Consider the following 23,838-nt stretch of genomic DNA (forward strand, 5'->3'; position numbering starts at 1 on the left):
AGGCGAGAGATAAGTTCCCGCTCTGAAATTTTAATGCCGTATTTTGGTAACGAGCAAGCGTGAGACCATTTGCTTTGTGAAAGAAGTGTGTCTCCACCATCAATCAGAAGGTCTGAACCATTTATCATGTTCGCGCCGTTTGATGCCATAAAGACTGCGATGGCTGCGATTTCTTCCGAAAACGCGAAGCGTTCGGTAGGAATGCGCGCCTTCGATGATGGAAATGCCAGATTTTAGAGCGTCATCGGGCGTGGAATACTCAATTTCTTCGCGGCATAGCCAAATCTTTTTGCCGTCGCGCTGCTGAATACCCATCCGAATAAAGCGGAATGTGGATTTGCAGGCGACAATGCCGTTGTAAAGGGCGGCATCCTCTGCGAACGATTTTTTTGGTTTTTCAATTTTCAAGAACGTCTGCACGGCATCCTCCTTGACCACGCATGGCAAAAATCACAAACAATTCGACGTATGTCAATATAGGTATATGACATTTGTCAAATTATACCTATCAAATGTCAAATCTTGAATATTTGCCGCGCTAAAGGGCGAGTGGTTTCCCGCGCTTATCGGTCCGGGAGAGGGAGTATCTGTTCAATGTGTTCAGTGCATCCAGCGTTTACGGCATTGCTTTTGGCGCGGTGTTTATGGTGATCAGACTGGGTTTGATTGCTATCGATAGCGCGTGTGAACAAACGAATCCGCGGAGGGAAGCGGGAATAGAAAATTGCTCCCAATATTGTGATATACAGAAATATTTTCTCCCAGCTTAAAGGTGCTACATCCCGCCGGGAAACAAATCCCAACGGAGTCAATAATGAAGCTTTATTATAAGTCAGGTGCATGTTCTCTGGCCCCGCACATCGTTCTGATCGAGGCAGGTTTTACCTATGATCTCGAAGCGGTTGATCTTAAGGAAAAGAAGACCACAAGCGGTGCTGATTATTTTAAAATCAATCCACGTGGTGCTGTTCCTGCACTTGAGATTGAACCGGGTGTGGTGATCACGCAGAATGCTGCTGTTCTCCAGTATATTGGTGATCATTCCGATGTTGCAGCTTTCAAGCCAGCCTATGGCACGATCGAACGCGCGCGCTTACAGGAGGCGCTCGGTTTCTGCAGTGATCTGCACGTGGCTTTCAGTGGCTTGTTTGCGCCTGATCTTTCTGATGATGCGAAGCTTAAAGTAATTGCTTCAATCAATCGCCGCATGGGCCAGTTAGAAGCAATGCTTGCGAATGGTCATTCCTACTGGTTGGGCGAAGACTTCACGCAGGCAGATGTATATGCCGCCGTGGTCATGGGCTGGGGCCTGATGTTGAACGTTGATCTCTCTGCTTATCCAAAAGTCCTCGCGTTGCGCGAACGCGTCATGGCGCGCCCTGCGGCTCAGAAGGCTTTGAAAGAAGAAGGTCTTATTTAAGATCAAAGGCCGGAGACAATTGGTTTTCGGCCTTTTTTTATGGGTTCCTTCGCAACCTGAGACTGTTCACTCGTGAACAATCAGTTGAAACCACGTGTCCAGAAAACGGCTGCGTTTGTGGCCGTCAAGATAACCCAGAAGCTTCGGGCCAAGCTCAATGGGTTGAAGTGGAGCTAGATCAGACGGGCTTTCGTCTGACGTGAGGCCGGTCTTTTTAAGCAAGGATTGGCCATTTTCCGATGTCCGGCACGGGCACATTATAGGCAAGATCAATACGGCCACGGGGCCGATATGGCGCCATATATGTCTGTCACCCGATGAAATGACGGTGCGTGTCGTGAATTAACATGATTTTAAAACATAATCTAACATTTAAATCGTTATAATGTTATCCACATCATTGTGACGATATCAGAACGGTGTTACGTCCTCCCTGTCTCAGCCCATTATCGGGCGTGTCTTGAAGACATCCGCATGGAGATTGTCAGTAAATGAATTCCGTTTCCCTCGCTTCCCACGTGCTGGAACTGCTTCTTGTTCAGGAGCAGGGTCAATGACGATGGCAGGAAATTACGCTCCACTGGTTCTGGCTGGCGACAATGATCGCATTGATGCAGAAGCTGCCGGTGAATATCTTGATGGCTGGGCGGGGCAGGACAGTCTGCGCCTTGCAACAAGCAATGTGATTAAAGCAATTCTGGCTGGATCCGGTCGCCTTGCGGGCCGTATTGCGCGAGGGTCCATTCCTGGTGATCCCGGCAAGCTCGTTGGCGTTAACAGCGATCAGGACCAGCAGAAGAGCATTGATGTTGGCGCGCACAATCTTTTTGTCGAGTTGTTGATTGCAGCAGGTGCTGCATCGGTTTTGTCGGAAGAAGCGGACCTGCCTGTTCCGGGCAAGGCTGATGGGCTGGTTGCCGTTGCAATCGACCCGCTTGATGGCTCCGGCAATGTCGGTCTTGGCGCGCCGCTCGGCACCATTTTCTCTATCTTCCCTGCGGATACGGCAGAGCCTTTCCTTCAGCCCGGCAATCGTCAGTTGGCAGCAGGCTATGTCTCGTTCGGCAATTCGATTGATCTCGCCTTCTCGGTCGGCGAAGGCGTTCTTTTTGCGACACTTGATCCGGTCAGCGGCCTCTTCCAGATCACCCGCAAGAATGTGACGCTTCCGGAGCGTACATCCGATCTCGCCTATAACGCATCCGTTTATCGTCATCTCTCGGCGGGCATGAAGGCCTATGTCGATGATTGCTACAACGGCAAGGACGGTCCGCGCGGACGCAATTTCAATATGCGCTGGTTGGGTGCAGCGGTCGGCGACATGCACCGCATCATGCAGCGCGGCGGTATCTTTTTCTATGTGGACGATGCGCGACCGGGTTACGAAAAGGGCCGACTGCGTCTCGTTTATGAAGCCAATCCGATTGCGTTCCTCAGCCAGCAGGCTGGTGGCAAGGCAACCAACGGTTCCACGCCGATCCTCGATATCGTTCCCGAAACCTATCACGAGCGCAGTGCGCTGGTGTTCGGTGTTGCGGAAGAAGTCGATGTTCTTGGTGAATATTATGCGCGTTCGCGCAATTAATTAGGAGGAAACTCAGATGGCACGTATTACGCTGCGTCAATTGCTCGACCATGCTGCTGAACATAGCTACGGTGTTCCAGCGTTCAACATCAACAACATGGAACAGGCGCTTGCTATTATGGAAGCGGCCGATGCTGCCGATGCGCCAGTTATTTTGCAGGCTTCGCGCGGTGCGCGTTCCTATGCAAACGATATCATGCTGCGTCACATGATGGATGCTGTTACGGAAATCTATCCGCATATTCCGGTTTGCGTGCATCTTGATCATGGCAACGAAGCTGCCACGTGTATGACCGCCATTCAGGCAGGCTTTACCTCCGTCATGATGGACGGCTCGCTGAAAGCTGACGGCAAGACGCCTGCTGACTGGGATTACAACGTCTCGGTTACGCGTCAGGTCAGTGAAATGTCCCATCTTGGCGGCATTTCTGTTGAAGGTGAGCTTGGTGTTCTCGGTTCGCTCGAAACCGGCATGGGTGAAGCAGAAGATGGTCACGGCGCAGAAGGTCAGCTTTCGCATGACCAGCTTTTGACTGACCCGGATGAAGCTGTGAAATTCGTACGTGAAACCAAGGTCGATGCGCTGGCAATCGCCATGGGCACTTCGCATGGCGCTTACAAGTTCAGCCGTAAGCCTGATGGTTCCGTGCTTGCAATGAACGTGATCGAAGAAATTCACCGCAAGCTGCCAAACACGCATCTTGTCATGCATGGATCGTCTTCGGTGCCGGAAGATTTGCAGGAAATCATCAACAAGTATGGCGGCAAGATGAAGCCAACATGGGGTGTGCCTGTTGAAGAAATCCAGCGCGGCATCAAGCATGGCGTGCGCAAGATCAACATCGACACCGATAACCGTATGGCGCTGACGGGCCAGATCCGCCGCGTGTTGCAGGAAGATCCGAGCGAGTTCGATCCACGCAAGTATTTGAAGCCTGCAATGGCTGCGATGACCAAGCTCTGTAAGGATCGTTTCGAGCAGTTCGGAACGGCTGGCCATGCTTCGGCTATTCGTCCGATCCCGCTCTCGGAAATGGCCAAGCGCTATCGTGATGGTTCGCTGGACCCGAAGTTCAGCTAAGATTTTCTGATTACGGCAATAAAAAAGCGGCGGGAAAACCCGCCGCTTTTTTTGTGTCTCAACGTGTCAAAAAATCAGCACTTGTTGTACTTGGCATCGACTTCGTTAATTGCGTCAACATTGCCAGCCGAACGGCCATTTTCGTCAAAGGTCTGTGCAAGGAACGCATCCGCAATGGTCTTTGCAACTTCAGAACCGATAACGCGTGCGCCCATCGTGATGATCTGCGCATTGTTGGAAAGTGCTGCACGTTCTGCCGAATAGGTGTCGTGGGTCAGCGCTGCGCGGATGCCCGGAACCTTGTTGGCTGCAATGCAAACACCGATGCCGGTGCCGCAAACCAGAATTGCGCGGTCATAGGTGCCGTCGAGAACGGCGGATGCCACACGGTCCGAGAGGTTTGCATAGAATGCGTCTGCACCAGCGTCCGTGCGGGAGATTTCGGACACTTCAAAACGATCCTTCAGGTGATCTGCAAGAACCTTGGCCAGACCTTCGCCAGCGCTGTCGCCTGCTACTGCTACTTTCATGATATTGCTCCTTAATTAGCTTTGATGGTTTTGGCGCATTTCGCCAGAATGTCGAGATAGCCTTCCACGTTCCATGCCGAACGGCCAATGAACAGGCCATCGATATGCGGGCAGGCAATGAGTTCTTCGCAGTTGCCGGGATTGACCGAGCCGCCATAAAGGCAAGGAACACGACGGCCAAGGATACCTTCTGCAACCGCAATAATTTCCGCCTGGCGGGCATCGGCATAGTCTGCCGAGGCTGGAATGCCGTTTTCACCAATCGCCCATACGGGTTCGTAAGCGAACAGGATTTCAGCTTTCTTCTGTTCATCCGAAAGCTGAGAAAGTGCTCCGCGCACTTCTTCTGCCAGCACTTCCGCAGCGCGTTCGTTTTCTCGGTCTGCCAGCGTTTCCCCGATGCAGATCAGCGGGATCAAGCCATGACGAATAGCTGCTTCGACCTTGAGGCCAACGGTTTCGTTGGTTTCTCCAAAATGTTCGCGACGCTCTGAATGCCCCAGTTCAACGATGTCGAGGTTGCAATCTTTCAGCATCAGCGGCGAGATTTCACCGGTCCATGCGCCCTGATCAGCCCAGTGCATGTTCTGTGCGCCAACCTTGACGGAAGTGTCCGACAGGATTTCTTTTACTTCGCGAACATAGGTAAACGGTGGAATGACAAAGCGCTGAATGTCTGCCGAACGACCGCTGTCGGCGTCCTTCAATGCAGTCGCGAAAGCGCGCGCTTCCGCAAGCGTCTTGTTCATTTTCCAGCTCGTACCAACCCAGAATTTGGACATGCTCGAATGCTCTTTCTTTTCGTGTTTATTCTGCAATTGTCAGTTTGATGCCTGCCGGCTCAAGTTCGGCTACAAGGGCATCGCCCGGAGATTTATCCGTAATGATCGCATCAAAATCGCCAAGATCAGCCATCACATGCAAGGCTGTGCGGCGGAACCGTTGATGATTGACCAGAAGGCACGTGCGGGTTGCCGATGCGGTCATGGCGCGCTTGGTGCGGACGACATTTTCATCCATATGATAAACGAGGCGTCCATTGACCGCAGGCGCGGAAATAAAGGCAATGTCTGCGCTGAGTTTTGACAGGGCTTCCTCGGTCAACAGGCCAAAGAAGGCATTGAACTTTGCTGAAAATACGCCGCCGAGCGCGATCAGATTGATGCCGCCTTCACCCTTGAGGTTTTCGATGATGACTGCATTGTTTGTGATCACAGTCAGCGGGCGCTTCTCAATCAACATGCTGCCCAGAACCGCAGCGGTGGAACCGTCATTGATCATCACGGTCATGCCGGGCTCGATCAGGTCAAGGGCTGCACGCCCCATCTCAATCTTTGCTTCATTGTCCTGCTGAACGCGAAAACGGAAATCGCTTTCAAACTGAGAACCGGCATCCATCGTTGCGCCGCCACGCACTTTGCGCAGCACGCCTGATTCTTCAAGGGAATCCAGATCGCGATGGATGGTCATTTTGGACACAGAAAAACGTTCGGCCAGATCGTCAAGATCGACTGCATGATTTTCAATCAGCAGATTGATGATCGCCTGTCTTCTGTCGTCGCGTTTCAAGGTGTTTCCGATCTCAAAACATGGTTGCTGATCGCGCAACCTTAAAACACAAAATCACAAACCAATCTATATAAAATGTGATTTTGTGATATTTTGTCGATCAGTTTGTGTTTACTGCACAAGCACTCTTGCAGTGCGCTCATCGGTGATCAAACCATAAAGGCGTCCACTTTTGAGCACAGCGCGAATAGCTTGGGCTTTTGAAAGACCACCCGCCAGACCAATGATGCGGCTCATATCTGCATTTTCAACCGATGCTGCAATGGTGCGGGCTGTCAGGCCTGTTTCGAGCCGCGTACCGTTTGCATCGAAGAAATGACCCAGCATTTCGCCGATGCCTCCACGACTTGCGATCTCTTCCATTTCAGAAAGTTCGATCACGCCTGATGTGACAAGCTGCGCATGGGCATCAACTGTACCCAGACCAACGATTTTCAACTCGGCACGGCAGCCCATTTCGAAAACTGTCGTTACACCCTTTTGTGCCAACAGAACCTCGCGGTCTTCTGCGGTATTTGCAAAAAATGGCACGGGCATCACATAGGCTGGTCTGCCGGTCTTCTCGGCGATGCGATGCATCACATCATGCGGATTGGCAGCAAAGTTTCGTGTCAGGCCGCCAAGCAGCGAGACAAACTGTACCTCTTTTGCCGCCACGCGTGGCATGTGATTGACCGCTGCCGAAAGCGTGCGACCATGGCCAAGGCCGATCACTTCATGGTCGCCAAATTCGATCTCTCTGCGCAGAAATTCTGCTCCGGCATTACCCAGCGACACGAGCGGTAAGGCTTCCTCGCCCAGATCAGGGGTAACTTCACAATATTCGAGATTAAAACGCTCAGCGAGACGATTTTCGAGATCGATACATTCCGTAATGTCGCCGTCGATTGTCACTTTCACGGCACCATCGGCAACAGCTTTGGCGATCAATCGATGCGCTTTCACAGAGGGAAGTCCAAGCCGTTTTGCGACGGCTGACTGGGTCATCCCCCCGATAAAATGGAGCCAGGCGGCACGAAGGGCTAAGGAATCCTCTGCATCTGCCATTTTTCTGCTGCCTGCTCCCCGATTCTTTATTGTTTTCTTATAGTTATATTTTCAAATCTCCCGCGCCAGTGTCAATGTGCGGTGCCCAGAAGGCCACACTTTCCGCGATCTGCGGGATGACTTCACGGTCGTTTGGTTCACGTTCCTTAAACGATAGCTCAAGGCAGATTTCATTGTCCACAGCACCGCCTTCGGCAAAGGCCTTAAGCAGCGGTTCCGGCTGGATACGGCCTTTGGCATTGAAAGCCGCTGTGAATGGACGGTGACCGCCCTTATCCATCAGGCTTTGCTTGATATGGATGATCGGCGAGATTTTTGGAACCGCACGCGCCCATGCATAAGGGTCGAAATCATCAGGATTTGAGGAGGTTACATCGCCATGATCAATGTCGGCCATCATCCACATCGGGATGGCCATGTCTGCTGCGGTCAGCCGATCCTGAAGCTTGATGCTCTCAGCGATTGTTTCACCAAACTCACGGCCGATGCTCATCGGTTCCCAGAAAACATAGTCAAGACCAGCACGGCTCGCATGTTCAGCAACTTCTGCCCAACAGTCGATCGCGATCTTGATCAGCTCTTCGCGGCGTTCAGGATTATCAAAATCCTTGTAAGTGAAAATCGCAAATTGCGTGCCGACCGATTTGCCGCCAAGATCGCCGATAATATCGGCAAATGTCTTGAACCAGTCGACATAATAGCGACGAACATCTGCGTCGGGGTGGCCGAAATGATTGAGGCGTCCATAAGGGCCGGTCATGCCGGAAGTGACGCGGACACCGGTGCGCTGCAAGGCTTTGTCCATATCGCGGGTGAGGCGACGAATGGTCGGAGCCTGCCAGCTCGGATTGATGAACTCATGCGTAAGCTGAAGATCGCGCAGACGCAGGTCGCGCGCAACAGTTTCGATCAGATCATCCGGCTCAGCAAAGCGGTTCACAAGCGGATTGGTATTGAGCGAAAGCGTAAGGGCCATGGTGTCCTCAGGCGGAAATTTTAGCGTTGTCGAACCATGCAATGAAAGCAGAGCGCTCGGCTTCACTGAGTTGCAGGTAGTGCTTGGTGCGGCGATAGAGAATGTCGTTTGCCGTTTTCGCCCATTCTTTCGCAACCAGATAACGGACTTCGGCTTCGTAAAGATTGCCACCAAAGTGCTGACCAAGGCCAGCAAGATCACTTACACCCGCGACGATGTCCTTGGTGCGGGCACCATAGAGGCGTCCATAATGTTGCACCAGTTTGCGCGGCATCCATGGGTAGCTGTCGCGCAGGCTGTTTGCGAAGGTTTCATAATCCGCATTCGGGATTTCGCCGCCCGGCAATGGTGCATCATGTGTCCAGTCACCGCCCATTTTCGGGAAAATGTGCTTCAAGCGATGCATACCGCGCTCTGCAAGCTCACGGAATGTGGTGATCTTGCCGCCAAAGACGTTCAGCAGAGGTGCGTCGTTGGTCTCATCCAGATCGAAAACATAGTCGCGCGTGACGGCCGATGGGTTACCCTTACCATCGTCAAACAGCGGACGCACGCCGGAGAAGCTATGAAGTACGTCTTCACGACGCAGCTTTTCCTTGAAATAGCGGTTGACCGCCGTGATCAGGTAATCAATCTCTTTCTCATCCGCGCTCACATCTTCGGCGCGGCCTTCATAAGCGATATCGGTGGTACCGATCAGCGCCTTGTCGCCTTCATATGGGTTGATGAAGATCACGCGCTTGTCGTGATTCTGCACGAGATAGGCATTCGCACCGGACCAGAATTTCGGCACGATAATGTGGCTACCCTTGACCAGACGCACATTGCGCGAAGAATTTGAACCGGCAACATTGGTGATGACGTCTGTCACCCATGGGCCTGCGCAATTGACGACGCAGCGCGCGCGGAAGCTGCGCACTTCGCCCGTATCGCGATTCTTTGTTTCAACGATCCAGCCGCCTTTTTCGCGACGCGCCGAGGTGACTGGTGTGCGGGTTAGAATGGTCGCGCCTTTTTCAGCAGCGCCCAGAGCATTGAGAACAACGAGACGGGCATCATCTACCCAGCAATCGGAATACTCGAAGCCCTTGGTATATTGATCGAGAATCGGCGTGCCTTCCGGGTCGCGCTTGAGATCAAGCGTGCGGGTTCCGGGCAGCTTCTTGCGACCGCCGAGATGATCGTAGAGAAACAGGCCGAGACGCACCAGCCATGCCGGACGATCCTGCGGGCTGTGTGGCAGAACAAAGCGCATCGGCCAGATGATATGCGGTGCGGCGTTCAACAAAACTTCGCGCTCGATCAGCGCTTCGCGAACCAGACGGAATTCGTAATATTCGAGGTAACGCAGACCACCATGCACCAGCTTGCCAGAGCGTGACGAAGTGCCTTCGGCAAGATCGTCTTTTTCCGCAAGCACAACCTTGAGGCCGCGCCCGGCTGCATCGCGAGCTACGCCCGCGCCGTTGATACCGCCACCAATCACAAACAGATCGTAGGTTTCCGGTTCAGCCATCTCATGCTCCTTCGGATGCCGGCACTCCGGCAAAATAAACTATTATTTCAACCGATTGGCGGATTACCGATCGGCTGCAAGCTTGTCCCAGATGGGTGTCAGAGCCAATCTTGCATCTTTGTAGGCGTCGAAAAGTTCTTCATAGCGTGTCGCCTGCGTTGCATCCGGCGCTTCGCTTGCTCCGAGCAGAGGCGCAACCCATTCGTTAATGCAGTCGTCCATGCTCCGATAAGCGCCGATTGCCACCGCAGCCATCATTGCTGCACCGGCAGCACCTGCTTCTTCACGCGATGAAACCCGTACAGGGGCGTTGACTGCTGCAGATAAGGTGCTGCGCAGGGCACGCGAGCGTGCAGCGCCACCCGTCAGGCGTAATTCGGCAGGCATATCACCCATCGCAGCATAGCAATCGCGTGTTGCCATGCCGAGACCTTCGACCACTGAACGAACCAGCTCAGGAAAGCGGTCGCGGCTCGAAAGGCCGATAAAGCCTGCGCGCGCAAAGGCATTGACGAAAGGACCGCGTTCTCCGGCTTCGGAGATATAGGGATGGTAAAGCAGCGCGCCGGGGCGGCTGGCATTGAACCAGTCATCGAGGCGAGGGATGAGATCGTTCAGCGAGACTTTTTGGTCTGCCGTTGACATAAGATCGGCTGCGATCTGCAAAATCCAGTCGATATTGATCGTCGCGCCCATATTGGTCTGAACCTGCGTGACGATGCCCGGAACAGGCAGAGCAATAACATAGCCCGTTCCTTCCGCATTCAGATGAATGTCGGAGACGGGTTTTGCGCGCATATGCACGCCTGTTGAGCCTATGGTCGAGCAGCCTGCATCTGCTGTGCCGCAATAGACGCCCGCGCCAAGCGCGGTCATCACCATGTCGACATAACCAAGGCTCACCGGCGTTCCGGCCAACAGACCTGTTGCAGCTGCCGCTTGGGGGGAAAGCGGATGCTGCGTCAGAGTGCCATCCACGATTTCGGGTAGCAGGCTGCGGCGCTTAATGAGGCCGAGCGCTTCAATAACCACATCGTCATACTGGCGATTGCGGAAATTGCCGAAGGTGAAACTGGCTTCCGAGGGGTCTGTGGCACGGACGCCGGTGAGGTTGAGGTAAAGCCAATCCTTGCAGTGCAGGGCGACTTCTGCATTATCGAGCAGTTCCGGTGCGAAACTGTCCATATGCGCCATTTGTGTGCCTTGCTGGCAGGTGTTAAGGCCTGTGCCGGTCGCTTCAAAGCGCGCGCGGTTCATCGGTCCTGCTGCAAGTCTGGTAACAGTGTTTGCTGCGCGGGCATCGAGCCAGATCCAGGCGTCGCCAACCGGCTTGTTATCGCGTCCCACAAGCCATGTGCCGTCGCCTTGACCTGTAACGGAGATCGCGGCGGTGCGTTCACTCAAATTTGGAATTTTATCGGCAAGGCCGCGCAAAGCCTTGGCACAATCTTCCCATGTCTGGGAAAGAGATTGCGTAACGGCACCGTGCTCACCGGTTTCGTATTTGTTGCGGACAGCCGCCGAATCGAGTTGACGACCATTCAGGTCGAATGCCACAGCCTTGACGACGGATGTGCCCGCGTCGATGCCGATGATTATATCACCTTTACCACGCATGACTGAATTACGCTTTCCCAATCAGGTCCTTTGCGGACATTTGGATTTCCTCCCGCGACAAAATTTGTCGCTCGCGGCCCATGATTTTTATGAAAATAGGCCTTCGCTCATGATTGAGATAACATAACGGCATCGGTCTGTCTGTAAAATTTTTGTGCACAAGCATTTTTTTTCACCAAATGGTGATGACGGCAAAATTTGCCGGTTTGGCAGAGGGGTTTCCTGCACGGTGCTTAATAAGGAGAGATGGTATTTTACCCAATTAGTTTGTTGTTTTTATTAGTAATTTTATAAGAATGACGTATGTGTTGTCAATGTCTTTATCCTTGTTGAGGTTGCTTGAGAATGGTGCTACAGGACGCGAATTGTGCTGGAGTTCTGTGAGTTTTTGGCGCAGGATTGTGCGAAATTCGGGATGTTCTGAAAAGACGCGATTGACAGATATGGGTCTTTATAACATGATTATTGGAGTTGATAACATGCTGCTATCATAGAACATGACGGCGGCATATTTGTTTCCAGGCCACGCGGAGGGGCGGTGCCGGCGACATGCGGAGGATTTAATGTTTAAGATTTCTGCCCCTGTTTGCCCCGCTCTTTTGGCTCCCTCTCATGTGTGGGAGCAAGGGTAGTGCAGCATGGACGCACTCTCCTGGCTGTGTAAGTTCAGCCGCATCATCCGTTTCACCAACGACAATCCGGCATAATTTGCTGAAGGCGTTTGATAATGAGTACACAAGCTAATCAAGTTTCACAGAAACCCGCCAAAATGAACCGCGCAACCCTTTGGAGTGTGGTTGCTGCGGTTGTGGTTATCGGTGCAATTGGTTTTGATACGAAAGTTGTGAAGATCGGATCTGATGCCGATGTCCGTCAGCAGGTTTTCTCACCTGAAGCTTATGGCGCGTCGGAATTTCCGAAGGTCAAGGCAAGCGTTGTAGAACGTGCAGTTGATGCTGTCGAAGTTGGTGCTGCCCTTGTTGCTGACAAGGTTGCGGCTGGCAAGAAATACGGTGTTGGCAGCGTGAACCCGGTTATCCCGGTCAAGTTCACGGGCACAGTCGAAGAGCGCAAGTCGAACTTTAACGTCATCAAGGTTGATGGTTTCCCCGAAGGCATGGCAATTCGTGTTCAGACCGGTCCGGCTGTCAACGGCACCGATCTGCGAGATGCAACCGGCACAATCGAATTCGGTCAGTTTAAGAACCAGATTGAGTTCCAGAATGCCGGTTCCGCGCTCAACAATGAGATGAAGAAGCAGGTTCTCGAAGGCGTTGATGTTGACAATCTCGTCGGCAAGACGGTTTCGGTCACGGGCGTTTTCAAGCTTGTCAACCCGAAGAACTGGCTGGTTACGCCAGTGGAATTGCAAGTAAAATGACCGCTCAGACCAAAGTTGAAGGCAAGCACGGCGAAGTCGTTCTTTCCGCACATGACGTTGCCAAGGCTTATGGGCGTATCAATGCGCTCAAGGGCGTGAACTTTGAAATCCGTCGCGGTCAGGTTACCACGCTTTTTGGCGAAAACGGTGCAGGCAAGTCGACGCTGATGAAGGTTTTGTCGGGCGTCATTCAGCCGACATCGGGCACGATCATCCTTGATGGCGAGCCGGTGGTTTTCAATTCTTCGACCGAAGCACGCGATCGCGGCATTTCGATTATCCATCAGGAGCTGAGTCTCGCGCCCAATATGAATGTGCGCGACAACATCTTCATGGGACGCGAAATTCGTGGTGCAACAGGCGTCAATTTCGCAGAAGAAGAACGCCTGACCCGCGAACTTCTGGCGGAGCTTGAAGAAGACATCGATCCGCTGACCCTTGTCGAAGAGCTTCGTCTCGGCCAGCAGCAGGTTGTCGAAATTGCGCGTGCGCTTTCGGTCAATTCCCGCATTCTCATCATGGATGAGCCGACTTCGGCGCTGAGCGCTTCGGAAGTGGAAGTGCTGTTCAAGGTCATTCGTGACCTGAAAGCGCGTGGCGTGGCGATTGTTTATATCTCGCACCATCTGGAAGAAGCATTGCAGATTACTGATCATGCCGTGGTTCTGCGCGATGGCGCCATGACCGCTTATGCGCCGCGTGCCGAAATCGATCTTGAATGGATCGTTCGCAACATGGTGGGTGAGAACTTTGATCTCGGTTCGCCTCCGACTGGTTACGAATGGGGCGATGTCGCGCTTTCTGTCGAAGGACTGACTGTTCAGGACAAGTCCGGTGATTTTGCGCTTGTCGATAACATGTCGTTGAATGTGCGCGCCGGTGAGATCGTCTGTATTTACGGTCTGATGGGCGCAGGCCGCACCGAACTTCTCGAAACGGTCGCAGGTCGCCTCAAGGCCAGTTCTGGCCGCATTCTCCTTGAAGGGCGGGATGTTTCGGGGCTCACAATTGCCCAGCGCATTGATCAGGGGCTGGTTCTGGTGCCGGAAGACCGCCAGCGCGACGGTCTTGTTCAGACAATGACGGTTGGCCGTAATCTTTCGCTGGCCAGCATCGGTGAAATGACAAAGGGGCTTTTCACCTCCACCAAGCGTGAAAAGCACATCGTCGACCAGTCGATCAAGAACGTTCACATCAAGACGGATGGCGGCGAAGCCGCAATCGGTTCGCTTTCTGGCGGCAACCAGCAGAAGGTCGTTATCGGCAAGATGCTGGCAACTGAGCCGAAGGTTATCCTTCTGGATGAGCCAAGCCGCGGTATCGATATTGGTGCCAAGGCAGAAGTGTTCAAGCTGCTGGCTGAAAAGGCCAAGGACGGGCTTGCAGTCGTTTATACGACATCTGAAGTCGGCGAATGCCTCAGCATCGCTCATCGTATCATCGTTATGAACCGTGGACGCATTTCGGCTGAATTCGGCTCCGATGTATCCAAGGAAAAGATCATGGCCGCCTCCGGCGAGTCCATGGTCGGTCACTAAAATAATTATGGAGCACTGATAGAATGTCAGTCACGAGCACCAACGACAAAAAGGCGGCGTCCACCGGGACAAAGCGCAAAACCAGCATCGTGCATTTGCTGCTCGAAGGCCGTGCGTTCTTTGCGTTGATTGCGATCATCGCAGCCTTCTCGTTCCTCTCGCCTTATTACTTTACCGTCAATAACTTCCTGATCATGTCGTCGCATGTGGCCATTTTTGGCCTTTTGGCGATTGGTATGCTGCTGGTTATCCTCAACGGCGGCATCGATCTTTCGGTCGGTTCCACATTGGGGCTTGCGGGCGTTGTTGCCGGCTTTCTCATGCAGGGCGTCAATATTCCTGAGCTGGGCGTGATCCTCTATTTCCCGGTCTGGGCGGTTGTTATCATTACCTGTGCACTGGGTGCATTTGTTGGTGCCATCAACGGGGTCCTGATCGCTTATCTACGCGTTCCGGCCTTCGTGGCGACGCTTGGTGTGCTTTATTGCGCACGCGGCGTAGCGCTTCTGATGACCAATGGTCTGACCTACAACAATCTCGGTGGCCGTCCTGAACTCGGCAATACCGGTTTTGACTGGCTTGGCTTCAACACGCTTTTTGGTGTGCCGATTGGCGTTCTGGTGCTTGCTGTTCTGGCAATCATCGTTGCAGTCGTGCTCAATCGCACCGCATTTGGCCGCTGGCTCTATGCTTCGGGTGGCAATGAACGTGCAGCCGAACTTTCGGGTGTTCCAGTCAAGCGCGTGCAGATTTCGGTCTATGTGATTTCGGGTATTTGTGCTGCAATCGCTGGTCTGGTTCTGTCTTCGCAGCTGACTTCGGCTGGTCCGACCGCAGGTACAACATACGAATTGACGGCAATCGCCGCAGTCGTGATCGGTGGCGCTGCGCTGACGGGTGGTCGCGGTACAATTCTGGGCACGCTTCTGGGTGCATTTGTTATCGGCTTCCTTTCCGATGGCCTCGTGATCATCGGTGTATCGTCCTACTGGCAGACTGTCTTTACCGGCGCGGTTATCGTGCTCGCGGTTCTGCTCAACAGCATTCAATATTCCCGACGTTGATGGTTACGGCTCCGTCCACCGTTCCGGGCGGAGCCGGTTCTTCGGGGGTAGCGAAAACTTTCCAAGACGGCGACCACATTTAAAAGTCTCGCCCATTGGAAGTGGTAACGCCGGGAAACCGGTATAACTCAATGATAATTGTTACGGGAGTGAGACATGTTTAAGAAGGGTATGCGCGTTCTGTTTGCTGCTGCTGCAGCATTGCCGCTAATCGCCAGCACCGCATGGGCTGAAGGTCTGATTTCAATCGTGGTCAACGATCCTTCGAACCCATACTGGTACACCGAAGGTGAAATCGCCAAGAAAACCGCTGAAGGCCTCGGCTATTCGGCTGTTGTTGGCGGCCACAAGGGTGACACCAACACCGAAAGCAACCTGATCGACACCGCAATTACCAACAAGTCTGTTGCGATCATTCTCGACCCGGCAAATGCTGATGGTTCGGTCGGTGCGGTCAAGCGCGCTGTTGCCGCTGGCATTCCAGTGTTTCTGGTAAACGCTGAAATCAACCAGGAAGGCTTGGCTAAAGCTCAGCTCGTTTCAAACAACGCACAGGGTGCAGCACTTGGTGCAACGCAGTGGGTTGAGAGCGTTGGTGAAGAAGGCAAGTATGTTGAGCTGTTCGGTTCGCCGTCAGACAACAATGCTGCCACGCGTTCGAACGGCTATGAAACAGTTCTTTCGCAGTATCCTGACCTCGTAAAGGTTGGTCAGGACGTTGCGAACTGGAACCGTACGCAGGGTCACGACAAGATGCAGGCTCTGCTTCAGGCAAACCCGGACATCATCGGCGTTATCTCGGGTAACGACGAAATGGCTCTTGGTGCAATCGCTGCTCTGAAAAAGGCTGGCAAGCTTGATCAGGTCAAGGTTGGTGGTTTCGACGGTTCGCCAGATGCCGTTGCTGCGATCAAGGCTGGTGAACTGCAGTACACCGTTCTGCAGCCAGTTGCGATCTTCTCGGAAGCTGCTGTCAAGCAGGCCGACAACTTCATCAAGACTGGCAAGACCGGCGTTGACCAGGAAAAGCAGCTTTTCGATTGCTTCCTGATCACCAAGGACAATGTTGACAAGTACACTGCTCCATTCGTTCTGGAACAGTAAGACCTACATGGATGGGGCGCGGGTTAAACCCCGCGCTCCTCTAAGTATTTTAGTACCGATGCTATGAATCGGGACCGGTCAATACATTGAGCGGGCTGGGGACGAGTGGTAAGCATGGTTACAAGCAACAAAGCAAGCATTGATAGCCTTCTGACTGAGCAGGTGCCGAATGACAGCAGGCACGCACGTCAGTTGGTTCGCCGCCAGCAAATTGCAGAATTGATTATGTCGGAAGGGTCGGTGCGGATTGAAGATCTGACCGAGCGTTTCGCAATCAGCCTTATGACCGCACATCGTGATGTGGACGAACTGGTCAGTCGCGGCCTGTTTCGTAAATCACGCGGTATCGTTTCCGCTGCACCCACAAGCCTCATTGAAGCAAGCGATCTTTATCGCGTCGCCCGTCAGTCTGAAGAGAAGAAACTGATCGCCGAAGCCGCGATGCAGTTTGTTGAGCCGGGTCAGGCCATTTTCTTTGACGACTCTACAACCGTTCTACAGATGGTGCCTTATCTGCCGGAAAAGGGGCCATTGACCGTTATCACCAATTCACTGATCCTGATGAACGAAGTGCGTGACATGAAAGATGTCACGCTGCTCGGTCTCGGCGGTCAGCTTTATAACTGGTGCAACGCCTTTGTTGGTGGGATGACGATTCATGAAATCCGCCGTCTGCGTGCGGATGTGGCTTTTATTTCGATTGCTGCAATTACCGATGATCTGCTGTTCCACCAATCACCGGAAATGATCGAAACAAAGCGCGCTATGCTTGAATGTGCGGCAAAGCGCGTGCTCTTGACCGATCACACGAAGTTCGAGCGCAGGGCGCTGCATAATTTTGGTGCATTGAAAGATTTCGATGTCGTTATCGTTGATGACAAGACATCGCTTGAACACATTGAGCGAATGCAATCGCAGAACATCAATGTGGTTATCGCCGGTTCTGGCGGAACGAAAGAATAAGCCGGAAGGCTTCAGAATTTAGCGCATATATATCAGGAAATACGATCCATGCCGTCTCTGTTGGGAATTGATAGCGGACTGACCGTCACCAAGGCCGTTATATTTGACGTTGATGGGACGACGCTTGCCGTCGCCCGTCGCCGTGTACCCCAATATTTTCCAAAACCGCGCCATGTTGAGCGTGACATGGACGAATTCTGGAATGCAACTGCGGATGCGATTGCCGAAGCGCTTTCAAAAAGCGGACGCCCTGCCTCTGACATCCTCGCTATTGCCACCACGGCCCATGGCGATGGCATCTACATGCTTGATAAGGACCAGCGTCCACTTGGCAAGGGCATTCTGTCGCTGGATAGCCGTGCCGTTGACGTGGCTGAGCGCTGGGTAAACAGCGCTGTTGCAGAGCAGTCAATTGCGATCACTGGTCAACTGCCACACGCGTCTGCTCCTTCCGCCATTCTGGCCTGGGTCAGGGAAAATGAGCCTGAACGTTACGCACGTATCGGCCATGTGATTGCATGCAAGGACTGGCTGCGTTTCTGCCTGACGGGTGAAGTCGGCACTGACCGCACTGAAGCATCGACGTCTTTTACCGATTACAAAACACAGGATTATTCGCAGGACGCGCTTAAACTTTTCGGCCTCGAAGCACTTTGGGATGCGCTGCCGCGCATGTCGCGTTCAGATGAAATCGTGGGTGGTGTTTCGCAAGGCTGCGCAAACCGTACCGGGCTTGTTGCTGGAACACCTGTTGTTGGCGGCCTGCATGATGTGACCGCTTCTGCGCTGGGTGTCGGTGGTCTCAAGATTGGTACAGTTGCAGTTGTCGCCGGGACCTACTCGATCAATGAAACGCTGTCGTCGAAGCCCAATATCGATAAGAGCTGGTTCTGCCGCAATGGGATTGCGCCGGGTGAGTGGAACAACATGTCCATTTCGCCTGCTTCGACCGCAAATTATGACTGGTTTCTTGACAAGCTCTGCCCGGCTGAACGTCGTGAAGCGGAAGAAACAGGACGCTCAATTCATGACATGCTGAGGCCAGAAATCGACGCAGCATTGGCTAAGCCTTCAACGGCTTTGTTCCACCCTTATCTGTTCGGATCACCTTACGGTGCGATGGCGAGCGGCGCGTTCTTTGGTCTGCGTGGCTGGCAGGAACGTGGCGATATGCTGCGTGCAGTCTGGGAAGGCATTGCTTTTAACCACCGCATCCATGTCGATCATTTGAAAGATGGTTTTGAAATCTCGAGCGCCCGTCTGACGGGCGGCGTGTCGCGCAGTCCTTCATTTGCGCAGATGTTTGCCAATGTGCTGGGTATGCCGGTCACTGTCACCGATACGGATGAAGCAGCAGCATGGGGGGCTGCACTTTGTGCAGGCAAGGGTGCAGGCGTTTTCGCCGACGTTTACAGCGATCCGCGCGATCTTGATGCGATTGGCCGGACCTATATCCCCGATGCTGCGCGCAGCGAACAATATGAAAAGCGCTATGCCTTGTTCAAGGAAATCGCATCCGCGATGGGGCCGATCTGGTCCAAAATTGATGCGCTTACAGATTAGAGCGCATCCCGAAAAGTGTAAAACGGTTTTCGGATAAAGATGCGCGTTAAGACAATGATTTAGAGCGCCGATCTGATTCAGTTAGATCGAAATGCGCTCTAAAAGACAGCGAAGACAGTGAAATGAACGATTTCGTAAACAGTGCCCAAATGAAGAACCGCATCAGCCAACTCGAAGCTGACGGTGTTGATGTGCTTATTCTGGGCGCGGGTATCAATGGCGCGGGGCTCTATCGCGACTTGAGTGAACAGGGCGTAAGCTGTTTCATCGTTGATAAGGGCGACTTTGGCTCCGGCACGAGTGCGGCCCCTTCGCGCCTTATTCACGGTGGCCTCAAATATCTTGAAACCGGTGAATTCGGTCTTGTGGCTCAATCAACCGTCGAGCGCAATATATTGCTCAAAAATGCGCCGCATAATGTCCGTCCGCTACCGACATTCATTCCGGTTTTCTCCTGGACGAAGGGCATCACCGCAGCACTTCGTACTCTGTTTGGCTCGACAACTGCGCCACGCAGTCGTGGTGCCGTGCTGATCAAAATCGGCCTTGGTCTTTACGATTATTTTGGTGCGCGCGAGCGCGTTATGCCAAAGCACAATTTTCTTTTGAAAAAGAGTGCTTTGAAAGAAATGCCTTATATGACGCCGTCAATCGTTGGCGGTGGCATTTATTATGACGCATGGGTCAGTAAGCCGGAACGTTTGGTTTATGAGCTGATCAGCGATGGTTTGAAGGCCAATTCGAAAAGTGCGGCAGCGAATTTCACGGCCATTGTTGCGGCCGCAGACGGCGCAGTGAGTTTTGAAGGGCCGGATGGCGCGCAATTCACGGTTAAGCCAAAAATCGTCATCAACGCGGCCGGTCCATGGATCGATCATGTTAATGCGGCGCTTGGTAAAGAAACCAAGATGATCGGCGGAACGAAGGGTTCGCATATCCTCGTTGACCACCCTGAACTGGTCAAAAGCCTAAAGGGTCGCATGATCTACTTTGAGGCGGATGATGGTCGTATCTGCCTTGTCTATGATTATCACGGTCTTGCGCTGGTCGGTTCAACGGATATTCCGGCAAACAACCCGGATGAGGTTTTCGCGGAAGACAAGGAAATCGATTACTTCATCGAGAGCCTGCGTTCGCTGCTGCCGAAGCTGAAATTCGATCGCAGCCAGATCGTCTATACCTATAGCGGCATTCGCCCGCTGCCTGTCTCCAATGCGTCGGAGCCGGGCCTTATCAGCCGTGACCACTCCGCACCGGTTATTGAGCCGGATGCAGGCCGTCCGTTTGCGATTATTTCGCTGGTCGGCGGCAAGTGGACGACGTTCCGCGGCTTTGCGGAAGAAGTGGCAGACACGGTGCTCAAGCGCTTTGGCCGCGAACGTCTCAAATCAACCAGAACTCTGACCATCGGCGGCGGCAAGGACTACCCGGCAGATGACCGTGCGCGCACCGCATGGGTGGCAAAATACGCCAAGGAAACCGGGCTTGCAGTCGAACGTGTCGAGACACTTTTGCAGCGTTATGGCACAACGGCATTGCCAATCATTCAGGACGAAGCCAAAGTTGGCGTTACGCTTTTGCCTGATACCGACAGTATCAGCCGTGCGGAAATTGCGTGGATCGCGCGTAATGAACTGGTTGTGCATCTCTCAGACGTTGTTCTGCGACGGACAACGCTGGCGATTGATGGCGCGCTGTCGAACGCCAATCTCGCAGCAATCGCCGATATTCTCAGTGTTGAGTTTGGTTGGGATGCTACGCGCAAGGCGCAGGAGCTTGAGCTTGTGATTGCCGAGCTCTCAAAGCGTCACGGGATGACGCTTGGCGAGCAGCCAGCAAAACGCCGTTAATTCAGAATAAAAAAAACGGGCCAACGGCCCGTTTTTTATTTGCTCAATGATTGCACGCCATAGGGTGCTAAAGTTATTGCCTCACCGCCTGCAATGACCACGGCCTGTTCATGGGATGTAATATTAACAAGCCAGACCTTATCTTCTACGGCAACCGCAAGAACGTCCGATGGACGTGAAGACTGGCACAATTGGAAGTTTTTCCCGGCAAGCTGCGAAAGCACTTTTACGGCGTTGAACAACGGACGCTTGTCACCCCTAGCTGTTGGCTCGTTGTCATCTGCAATAAGTCCGAACGGGCCGGTGAGGGCCGAAAGTGTCAGGCTGTCAAGGCCAGCATTCAGCACCGAAATGGCATAGGCCATTGCAAAACTTTCAGCGAATTTTCCATTATGGCGTGGGTCGCGATTGGCCATGGCAATGCGTTTACCATTCGGGTTGTCCATCGTTCTGCTGCCATAAGGGTTCTGGCGCATGGGGATGGTCGACGGCCCGATGCGATAGGGCTTGTCGCCGTAGATCGCCCGTACAGAACGGGTGATGAAAGGCAGTGCCTCCAATGTCTGCATGACGCTCAGATCGTCAGCGGCATGAACAATCGGATTGGTGCAATGGGTGACGAAATCAATCAGGTCGCCCGGAACGCGCTTGCGATTAAGCTCGGTGAAATAGCTCAGCATTCCGCCGCCAAGCTTCATATTCGGAAAAGCTGTTTTTGCTGCCGCATAAACATCTTCAAGTGGCGGGCAGGGTGGCCATTCGCTGCCGGGCGGCGTGGACTGCCGGTCTATCGCAGGTGAAACAATGACCGCATTCGGGTCAAAGCCAGCCGCTTCCATGTCAGAAGCAATTTGCTTCGTTTCATTTATAAGCGATTTCTCACAAGGCAATGCAATTTCAAGAGAAATTCGTCCTTGATAGCTTGCTGCCAGGGCTGCAAAATCCGCAAAAGCCGAGCCTTTATGACCTGCCAGCGGGTCGTAATGAAATAACAAATCCTGCGGGCCAGTTTCCTGCAACAGATCAATCGCGGCAAGGCTTGCTTTGGCTTCTTCCGGTGTGATGATAATACCGATATTCGGCATTTTGCCACTTGTGTCACCAAGCGTAATGCTCACCGGCTTGGCATACCGGGTGGTATTTGGTCTCGCTGTGCGCGTGTCAGTAATGTTGAGCACAATGCGCTGATGCTGGGGTTTTAAGGCTTCGATCTGATAAGGCCATGGCAAAGCAAGCGGACGCACATAGGTCTTATAAGATGCATCGGACCAGTTGCGCTGATCTTCCATCTCAAACGTATCGCCTTCCATGCGGCACTCGGCTGAAACGCCTGGCATGGCCTCATGGGTGATCGCACGCATATCCTTGAAAGGCTGCCATGGCTCAATCAGATCGGGTAGATGGGTTTTGTTGAGCGTACCATCGACATGCTCGACACTAATCGGCGAACCCGCAACGCCAACAATCGGATGCAGGATGCAAAAGCCGCAGCGATTGGTTTCAAAGCCTGTCATGCTATTGGTCAAAGCATCAAAAGCGAGCGTGCCGTCGTTCTCTGCCTGAATGCGAACATCAATGGTGAGCTGGGTCGCATCCGGCCCTTCGCAACGCGCCTGATAGGTGACGGTAAAGCCGGCTTCGGTCTGTTCGACGTTCAGATCGTGAATTACTGGACTGTAGGTTCCCCAGTCACGATCCCGCACCAGATAGGAGATGCTACGCAGAACTTCAACGCCATCATATTGAATGGTGCGAAGGTTGCCATCGCTTAGATCAACCTCAAGCAGGCCCGCTTTTAAACGCTTCGGCTTAGCTTCTGCTTCACGCGTACCATAGAGCAGAAAAGGATCGATGTTGCTCATTTGAGCAATGCCGTAATGTCGACGCGGTTGCCGCTCGCGGCACTTTCATAGGCGACTTCAACAAGCGCGAAAGTCTTGAGATTATCCGCGCCCGATGTGGAAGTTTCTTTGCCCGATGCGAGCTGCGCCACCCAATGCTGCTGAATAGCAAAAACGCTTTCCTGAATATTGTGCCATGGACGTGAGGCCCATGAAAGCAGCTTTGGCGAAACGTCGGAAACCGTGGTGCCGTTTGGCGTTATCACTTCAAGGCGGTAGCCGTGATAAAGCCGGATAGAGCCTTTCTCGCCATCAAGTTCAATAAGTGTTTCCGGGAATGGATCTGTCTCCAGCTTGGTGGCGTAGCTCACATCGACAATAGAGGTTGCACCATTTTCATGGTCCATGAGAATGGTTGCTACGTCTTCGCCTTTGATCTTGGGGTTGACGCGCTTGGTGCGTGCGACAAGGCTGGTCACATCGCCCAGAATAAAGCGTGCAATATCAAGCGTGTGAATGCCTAAATCTTCGATGATAAAGCGTTCGCCCTCTGCAAGATAAGGTTGGCCGGAAAACACGTCGAAGCCGGAGCGGAAGGAGAAACGTCCCCAGAAAGGCGTGCCGATAGCGCCGCTATCAAGCGCCTTGCGTACCGCCTGAATAGGCGTCTGCCAGCGGAAGTTTTCATGGACCATCAGCGGAATACCCGCTTCATCGCAGATCTTCACCATGGCCTTTGCATCATCGAGCGTTTTGGCAAAAGGTTTCTGGCAGATTGCGGGTACCTTGTGGGCCGCTGCAAGCTCCACCAGAGCGCGATGGCTTGAAACTGTGGTGGCGATGTCGACAAAGTCGATGCCGCCATCTGCAAACAGCGCCTGCGCATCCGTGTAGCGACGTTCGATGCCAAACTGGTCGCCGACAATCTTCAAACGCTCAGGATCGCGGTCGCAGATCGCCACGATTTTGGCACCCAAGACGTCATTCCATGCATGCATCTGGTTGATTGCGAAGAAGCCGCAGCCGATCAGAGCGCCATTCAATTCTGCCATTTACTGAACCTTTATCCTGCTTTTCGGGACATGCTCGTGTTCAATATTGGCGAAACTGCTGAAATTGCAAAATTTGCGCAATTTTCTGCATGTTTCCTCCCAAATCAAGCCTGTCTCCCAAACGGCTGAAAAAGGGAGGGC

Annotated in this window: 19 protein-coding genes and 1 pseudogene; 10 read left to right on the plus strand and 10 right to left on the minus strand. The window is 53.1% G+C overall.

The features are described 5' to 3' along the window. Positions 1–80: 80 nt before the first annotated feature. Positions 81–218: pseudogene (locus VBH83_RS02180) on the minus strand (SDR family oxidoreductase); the annotation flags it as partial. Between the two features lie 596 nt (positions 219–814). Here VBH83_RS02180 and gst point away from each other — a divergent pair. The 3 genes from gst (at position 815) to fba (ending at position 4,086) form a co-directional block, all read left to right on the plus strand. Next, positions 815–1,420, plus strand: a complete 606-nt coding sequence (gene gst / locus VBH83_RS02185) for a glutathione transferase (RefSeq protein WP_265983976.1) — start codon at positions 815–817, stop codon at positions 1,418–1,420. A gap of 553 nt (positions 1,421–1,973) precedes the next feature. Next, on the plus strand, positions 1,974–3,005 hold the full coding sequence (locus VBH83_RS02190) for a class 1 fructose-bisphosphatase (protein ID WP_265983977.1): 1,032 nt from the start codon (positions 1,974–1,976) through the stop codon (positions 3,003–3,005). 16 nt (positions 3,006–3,021) lie between these two features. Next, positions 3,022–4,086 carry a class II fructose-bisphosphate aldolase gene (gene fba / locus VBH83_RS02195; RefSeq protein ID WP_265983978.1) on the plus strand — a complete coding sequence of 355 codons (1,065 nt, stop codon included), beginning with the start codon at positions 3,022–3,024 and terminating at the stop codon, positions 4,084–4,086. 74 nt (positions 4,087–4,160) lie between these two features. Here the strand turns inward: fba and VBH83_RS02200 are convergent, their stop codons facing one another. The 7 genes from VBH83_RS02200 to VBH83_RS02230 all read right to left on the minus strand — a co-directional run bounded on the left by VBH83_RS02200 (position 4,161) and on the right by VBH83_RS02230 (position 11,341). Next, on the minus strand, positions 4,161–4,616 hold the full coding sequence (locus tag VBH83_RS02200) for an RpiB/LacA/LacB family sugar-phosphate isomerase (RefSeq protein WP_265983979.1): 456 nt from the start codon (positions 4,614–4,616) through the stop codon (positions 4,161–4,163). 11 nt (positions 4,617–4,627) lie between these two features. Next, the gene (locus VBH83_RS02205; protein ID WP_265983980.1) at positions 4,628–5,398 is read right to left on the minus strand and encodes a triose-phosphate isomerase; all 771 of its coding nucleotides are present in this window, start codon (positions 5,396–5,398) and stop codon (positions 4,628–4,630) included. Between the two features lie 25 nt (positions 5,399–5,423). Next, positions 5,424–6,185, minus strand: coding sequence for a DeoR/GlpR family DNA-binding transcription regulator (locus tag VBH83_RS02210; protein ID WP_265983981.1), 762 nt, complete (start codon positions 6,183–6,185; stop codon positions 5,424–5,426). 111 nt (positions 6,186–6,296) lie between these two features. Further along, the gene (locus VBH83_RS02215) at positions 6,297–7,232 is read right to left on the minus strand and encodes a sugar-binding transcriptional regulator (protein ID WP_265983982.1); all 936 of its coding nucleotides are present in this window, start codon (positions 7,230–7,232) and stop codon (positions 6,297–6,299) included. A gap of 43 nt (positions 7,233–7,275) precedes the next feature. Next, positions 7,276–8,208 (minus strand): TIM barrel protein, encoded by a 933-nt coding sequence (locus tag VBH83_RS02220; RefSeq protein WP_265983983.1) that lies wholly within the window; start codon positions 8,206–8,208, stop codon positions 7,276–7,278. A 7-nt stretch (positions 8,209–8,215) separates the two neighbouring features. After that, the gene (locus VBH83_RS02225; protein WP_396996122.1) at positions 8,216–9,724 is read right to left on the minus strand and encodes a glycerol-3-phosphate dehydrogenase; all 1,509 of its coding nucleotides are present in this window, start codon (positions 9,722–9,724) and stop codon (positions 8,216–8,218) included. Between the two features lie 63 nt (positions 9,725–9,787). Continuing rightward, positions 9,788–11,341 (minus strand): FGGY-family carbohydrate kinase, encoded by a 1,554-nt coding sequence (locus tag VBH83_RS02230; protein WP_396996124.1) that lies wholly within the window; start codon positions 11,339–11,341, stop codon positions 9,788–9,790. A 727-nt stretch (positions 11,342–12,068) separates the two neighbouring features. Here VBH83_RS02230 and VBH83_RS02235 point away from each other — a divergent pair. The 7 genes from VBH83_RS02235 (at position 12,069) to VBH83_RS02265 (ending at position 20,804) form a co-directional block, all read left to right on the plus strand. Next, a complete protein-coding gene (locus tag VBH83_RS02235; RefSeq protein ID WP_265983986.1) occupies positions 12,069–12,722 on the plus strand; it encodes a DUF2291 family protein in 654 nt (217 codons plus the stop codon). Further along, on the plus strand, positions 12,719–14,260 hold the full coding sequence (locus VBH83_RS02240) for a sugar ABC transporter ATP-binding protein (protein WP_265983987.1): 1,542 nt from the start codon (positions 12,719–12,721) through the stop codon (positions 14,258–14,260). The genes VBH83_RS02235 and VBH83_RS02240 overlap by 4 nt, the downstream gene beginning before the upstream one ends. Before the next feature lie 23 nt (positions 14,261–14,283). After that, positions 14,284–15,324: an ABC transporter permease gene (locus VBH83_RS02245; RefSeq protein ID WP_187547098.1), complete on the plus strand. Its 1,041-nt coding sequence runs from the start codon at positions 14,284–14,286 to the stop codon at positions 15,322–15,324. 156 nt (positions 15,325–15,480) lie between these two features. Further along, a complete protein-coding gene (locus VBH83_RS02250; RefSeq protein ID WP_265983988.1) occupies positions 15,481–16,428 on the plus strand; it encodes a D-ribose ABC transporter substrate-binding protein in 948 nt (315 codons plus the stop codon). 114 nt (positions 16,429–16,542) lie between these two features. Continuing rightward, a complete protein-coding gene (locus tag VBH83_RS02255; RefSeq protein ID WP_265983989.1) occupies positions 16,543–17,391 on the plus strand; it encodes a DeoR/GlpR family DNA-binding transcription regulator in 849 nt (282 codons plus the stop codon). A 48-nt stretch (positions 17,392–17,439) separates the two neighbouring features. After that, positions 17,440–18,954 (plus strand): FGGY-family carbohydrate kinase, encoded by a 1,515-nt coding sequence (locus tag VBH83_RS02260; protein ID WP_265983990.1) that lies wholly within the window; start codon positions 17,440–17,442, stop codon positions 18,952–18,954. A gap of 122 nt (positions 18,955–19,076) precedes the next feature. After that, positions 19,077–20,804, plus strand: coding sequence for a glycerol-3-phosphate dehydrogenase/oxidase (locus tag VBH83_RS02265; protein WP_396996128.1), 1,728 nt, complete (start codon positions 19,077–19,079; stop codon positions 20,802–20,804). Between the two features lie 35 nt (positions 20,805–20,839). Here VBH83_RS02265 and VBH83_RS02270 read toward each other — a convergent pair whose 3' ends face one another. Both VBH83_RS02270 and VBH83_RS02275 read right to left on the minus strand, forming a co-directional pair. Beyond that, positions 20,840–22,666, minus strand: a complete 1,827-nt coding sequence (locus tag VBH83_RS02270) for a hypothetical protein (protein ID WP_265983991.1) — start codon at positions 22,664–22,666, stop codon at positions 20,840–20,842. Continuing rightward, positions 22,663–23,697, minus strand: a complete 1,035-nt coding sequence (locus VBH83_RS02275) for a Gfo/Idh/MocA family protein (protein WP_265983992.1) — start codon at positions 23,695–23,697, stop codon at positions 22,663–22,665. The genes VBH83_RS02270 and VBH83_RS02275 overlap by 4 nt, the downstream gene beginning before the upstream one ends. Positions 23,698–23,838 lie beyond the last annotated feature (141 nt).

It is taken from the genome of Ochrobactrum sp. S1502_03 (genome assembly GCF_044435015.1).
In the GTDB taxonomy this organism is placed as follows: Bacteria; Pseudomonadota; Alphaproteobacteria; order Rhizobiales; family Rhizobiaceae; genus Brucella; species Brucella chromiisoli.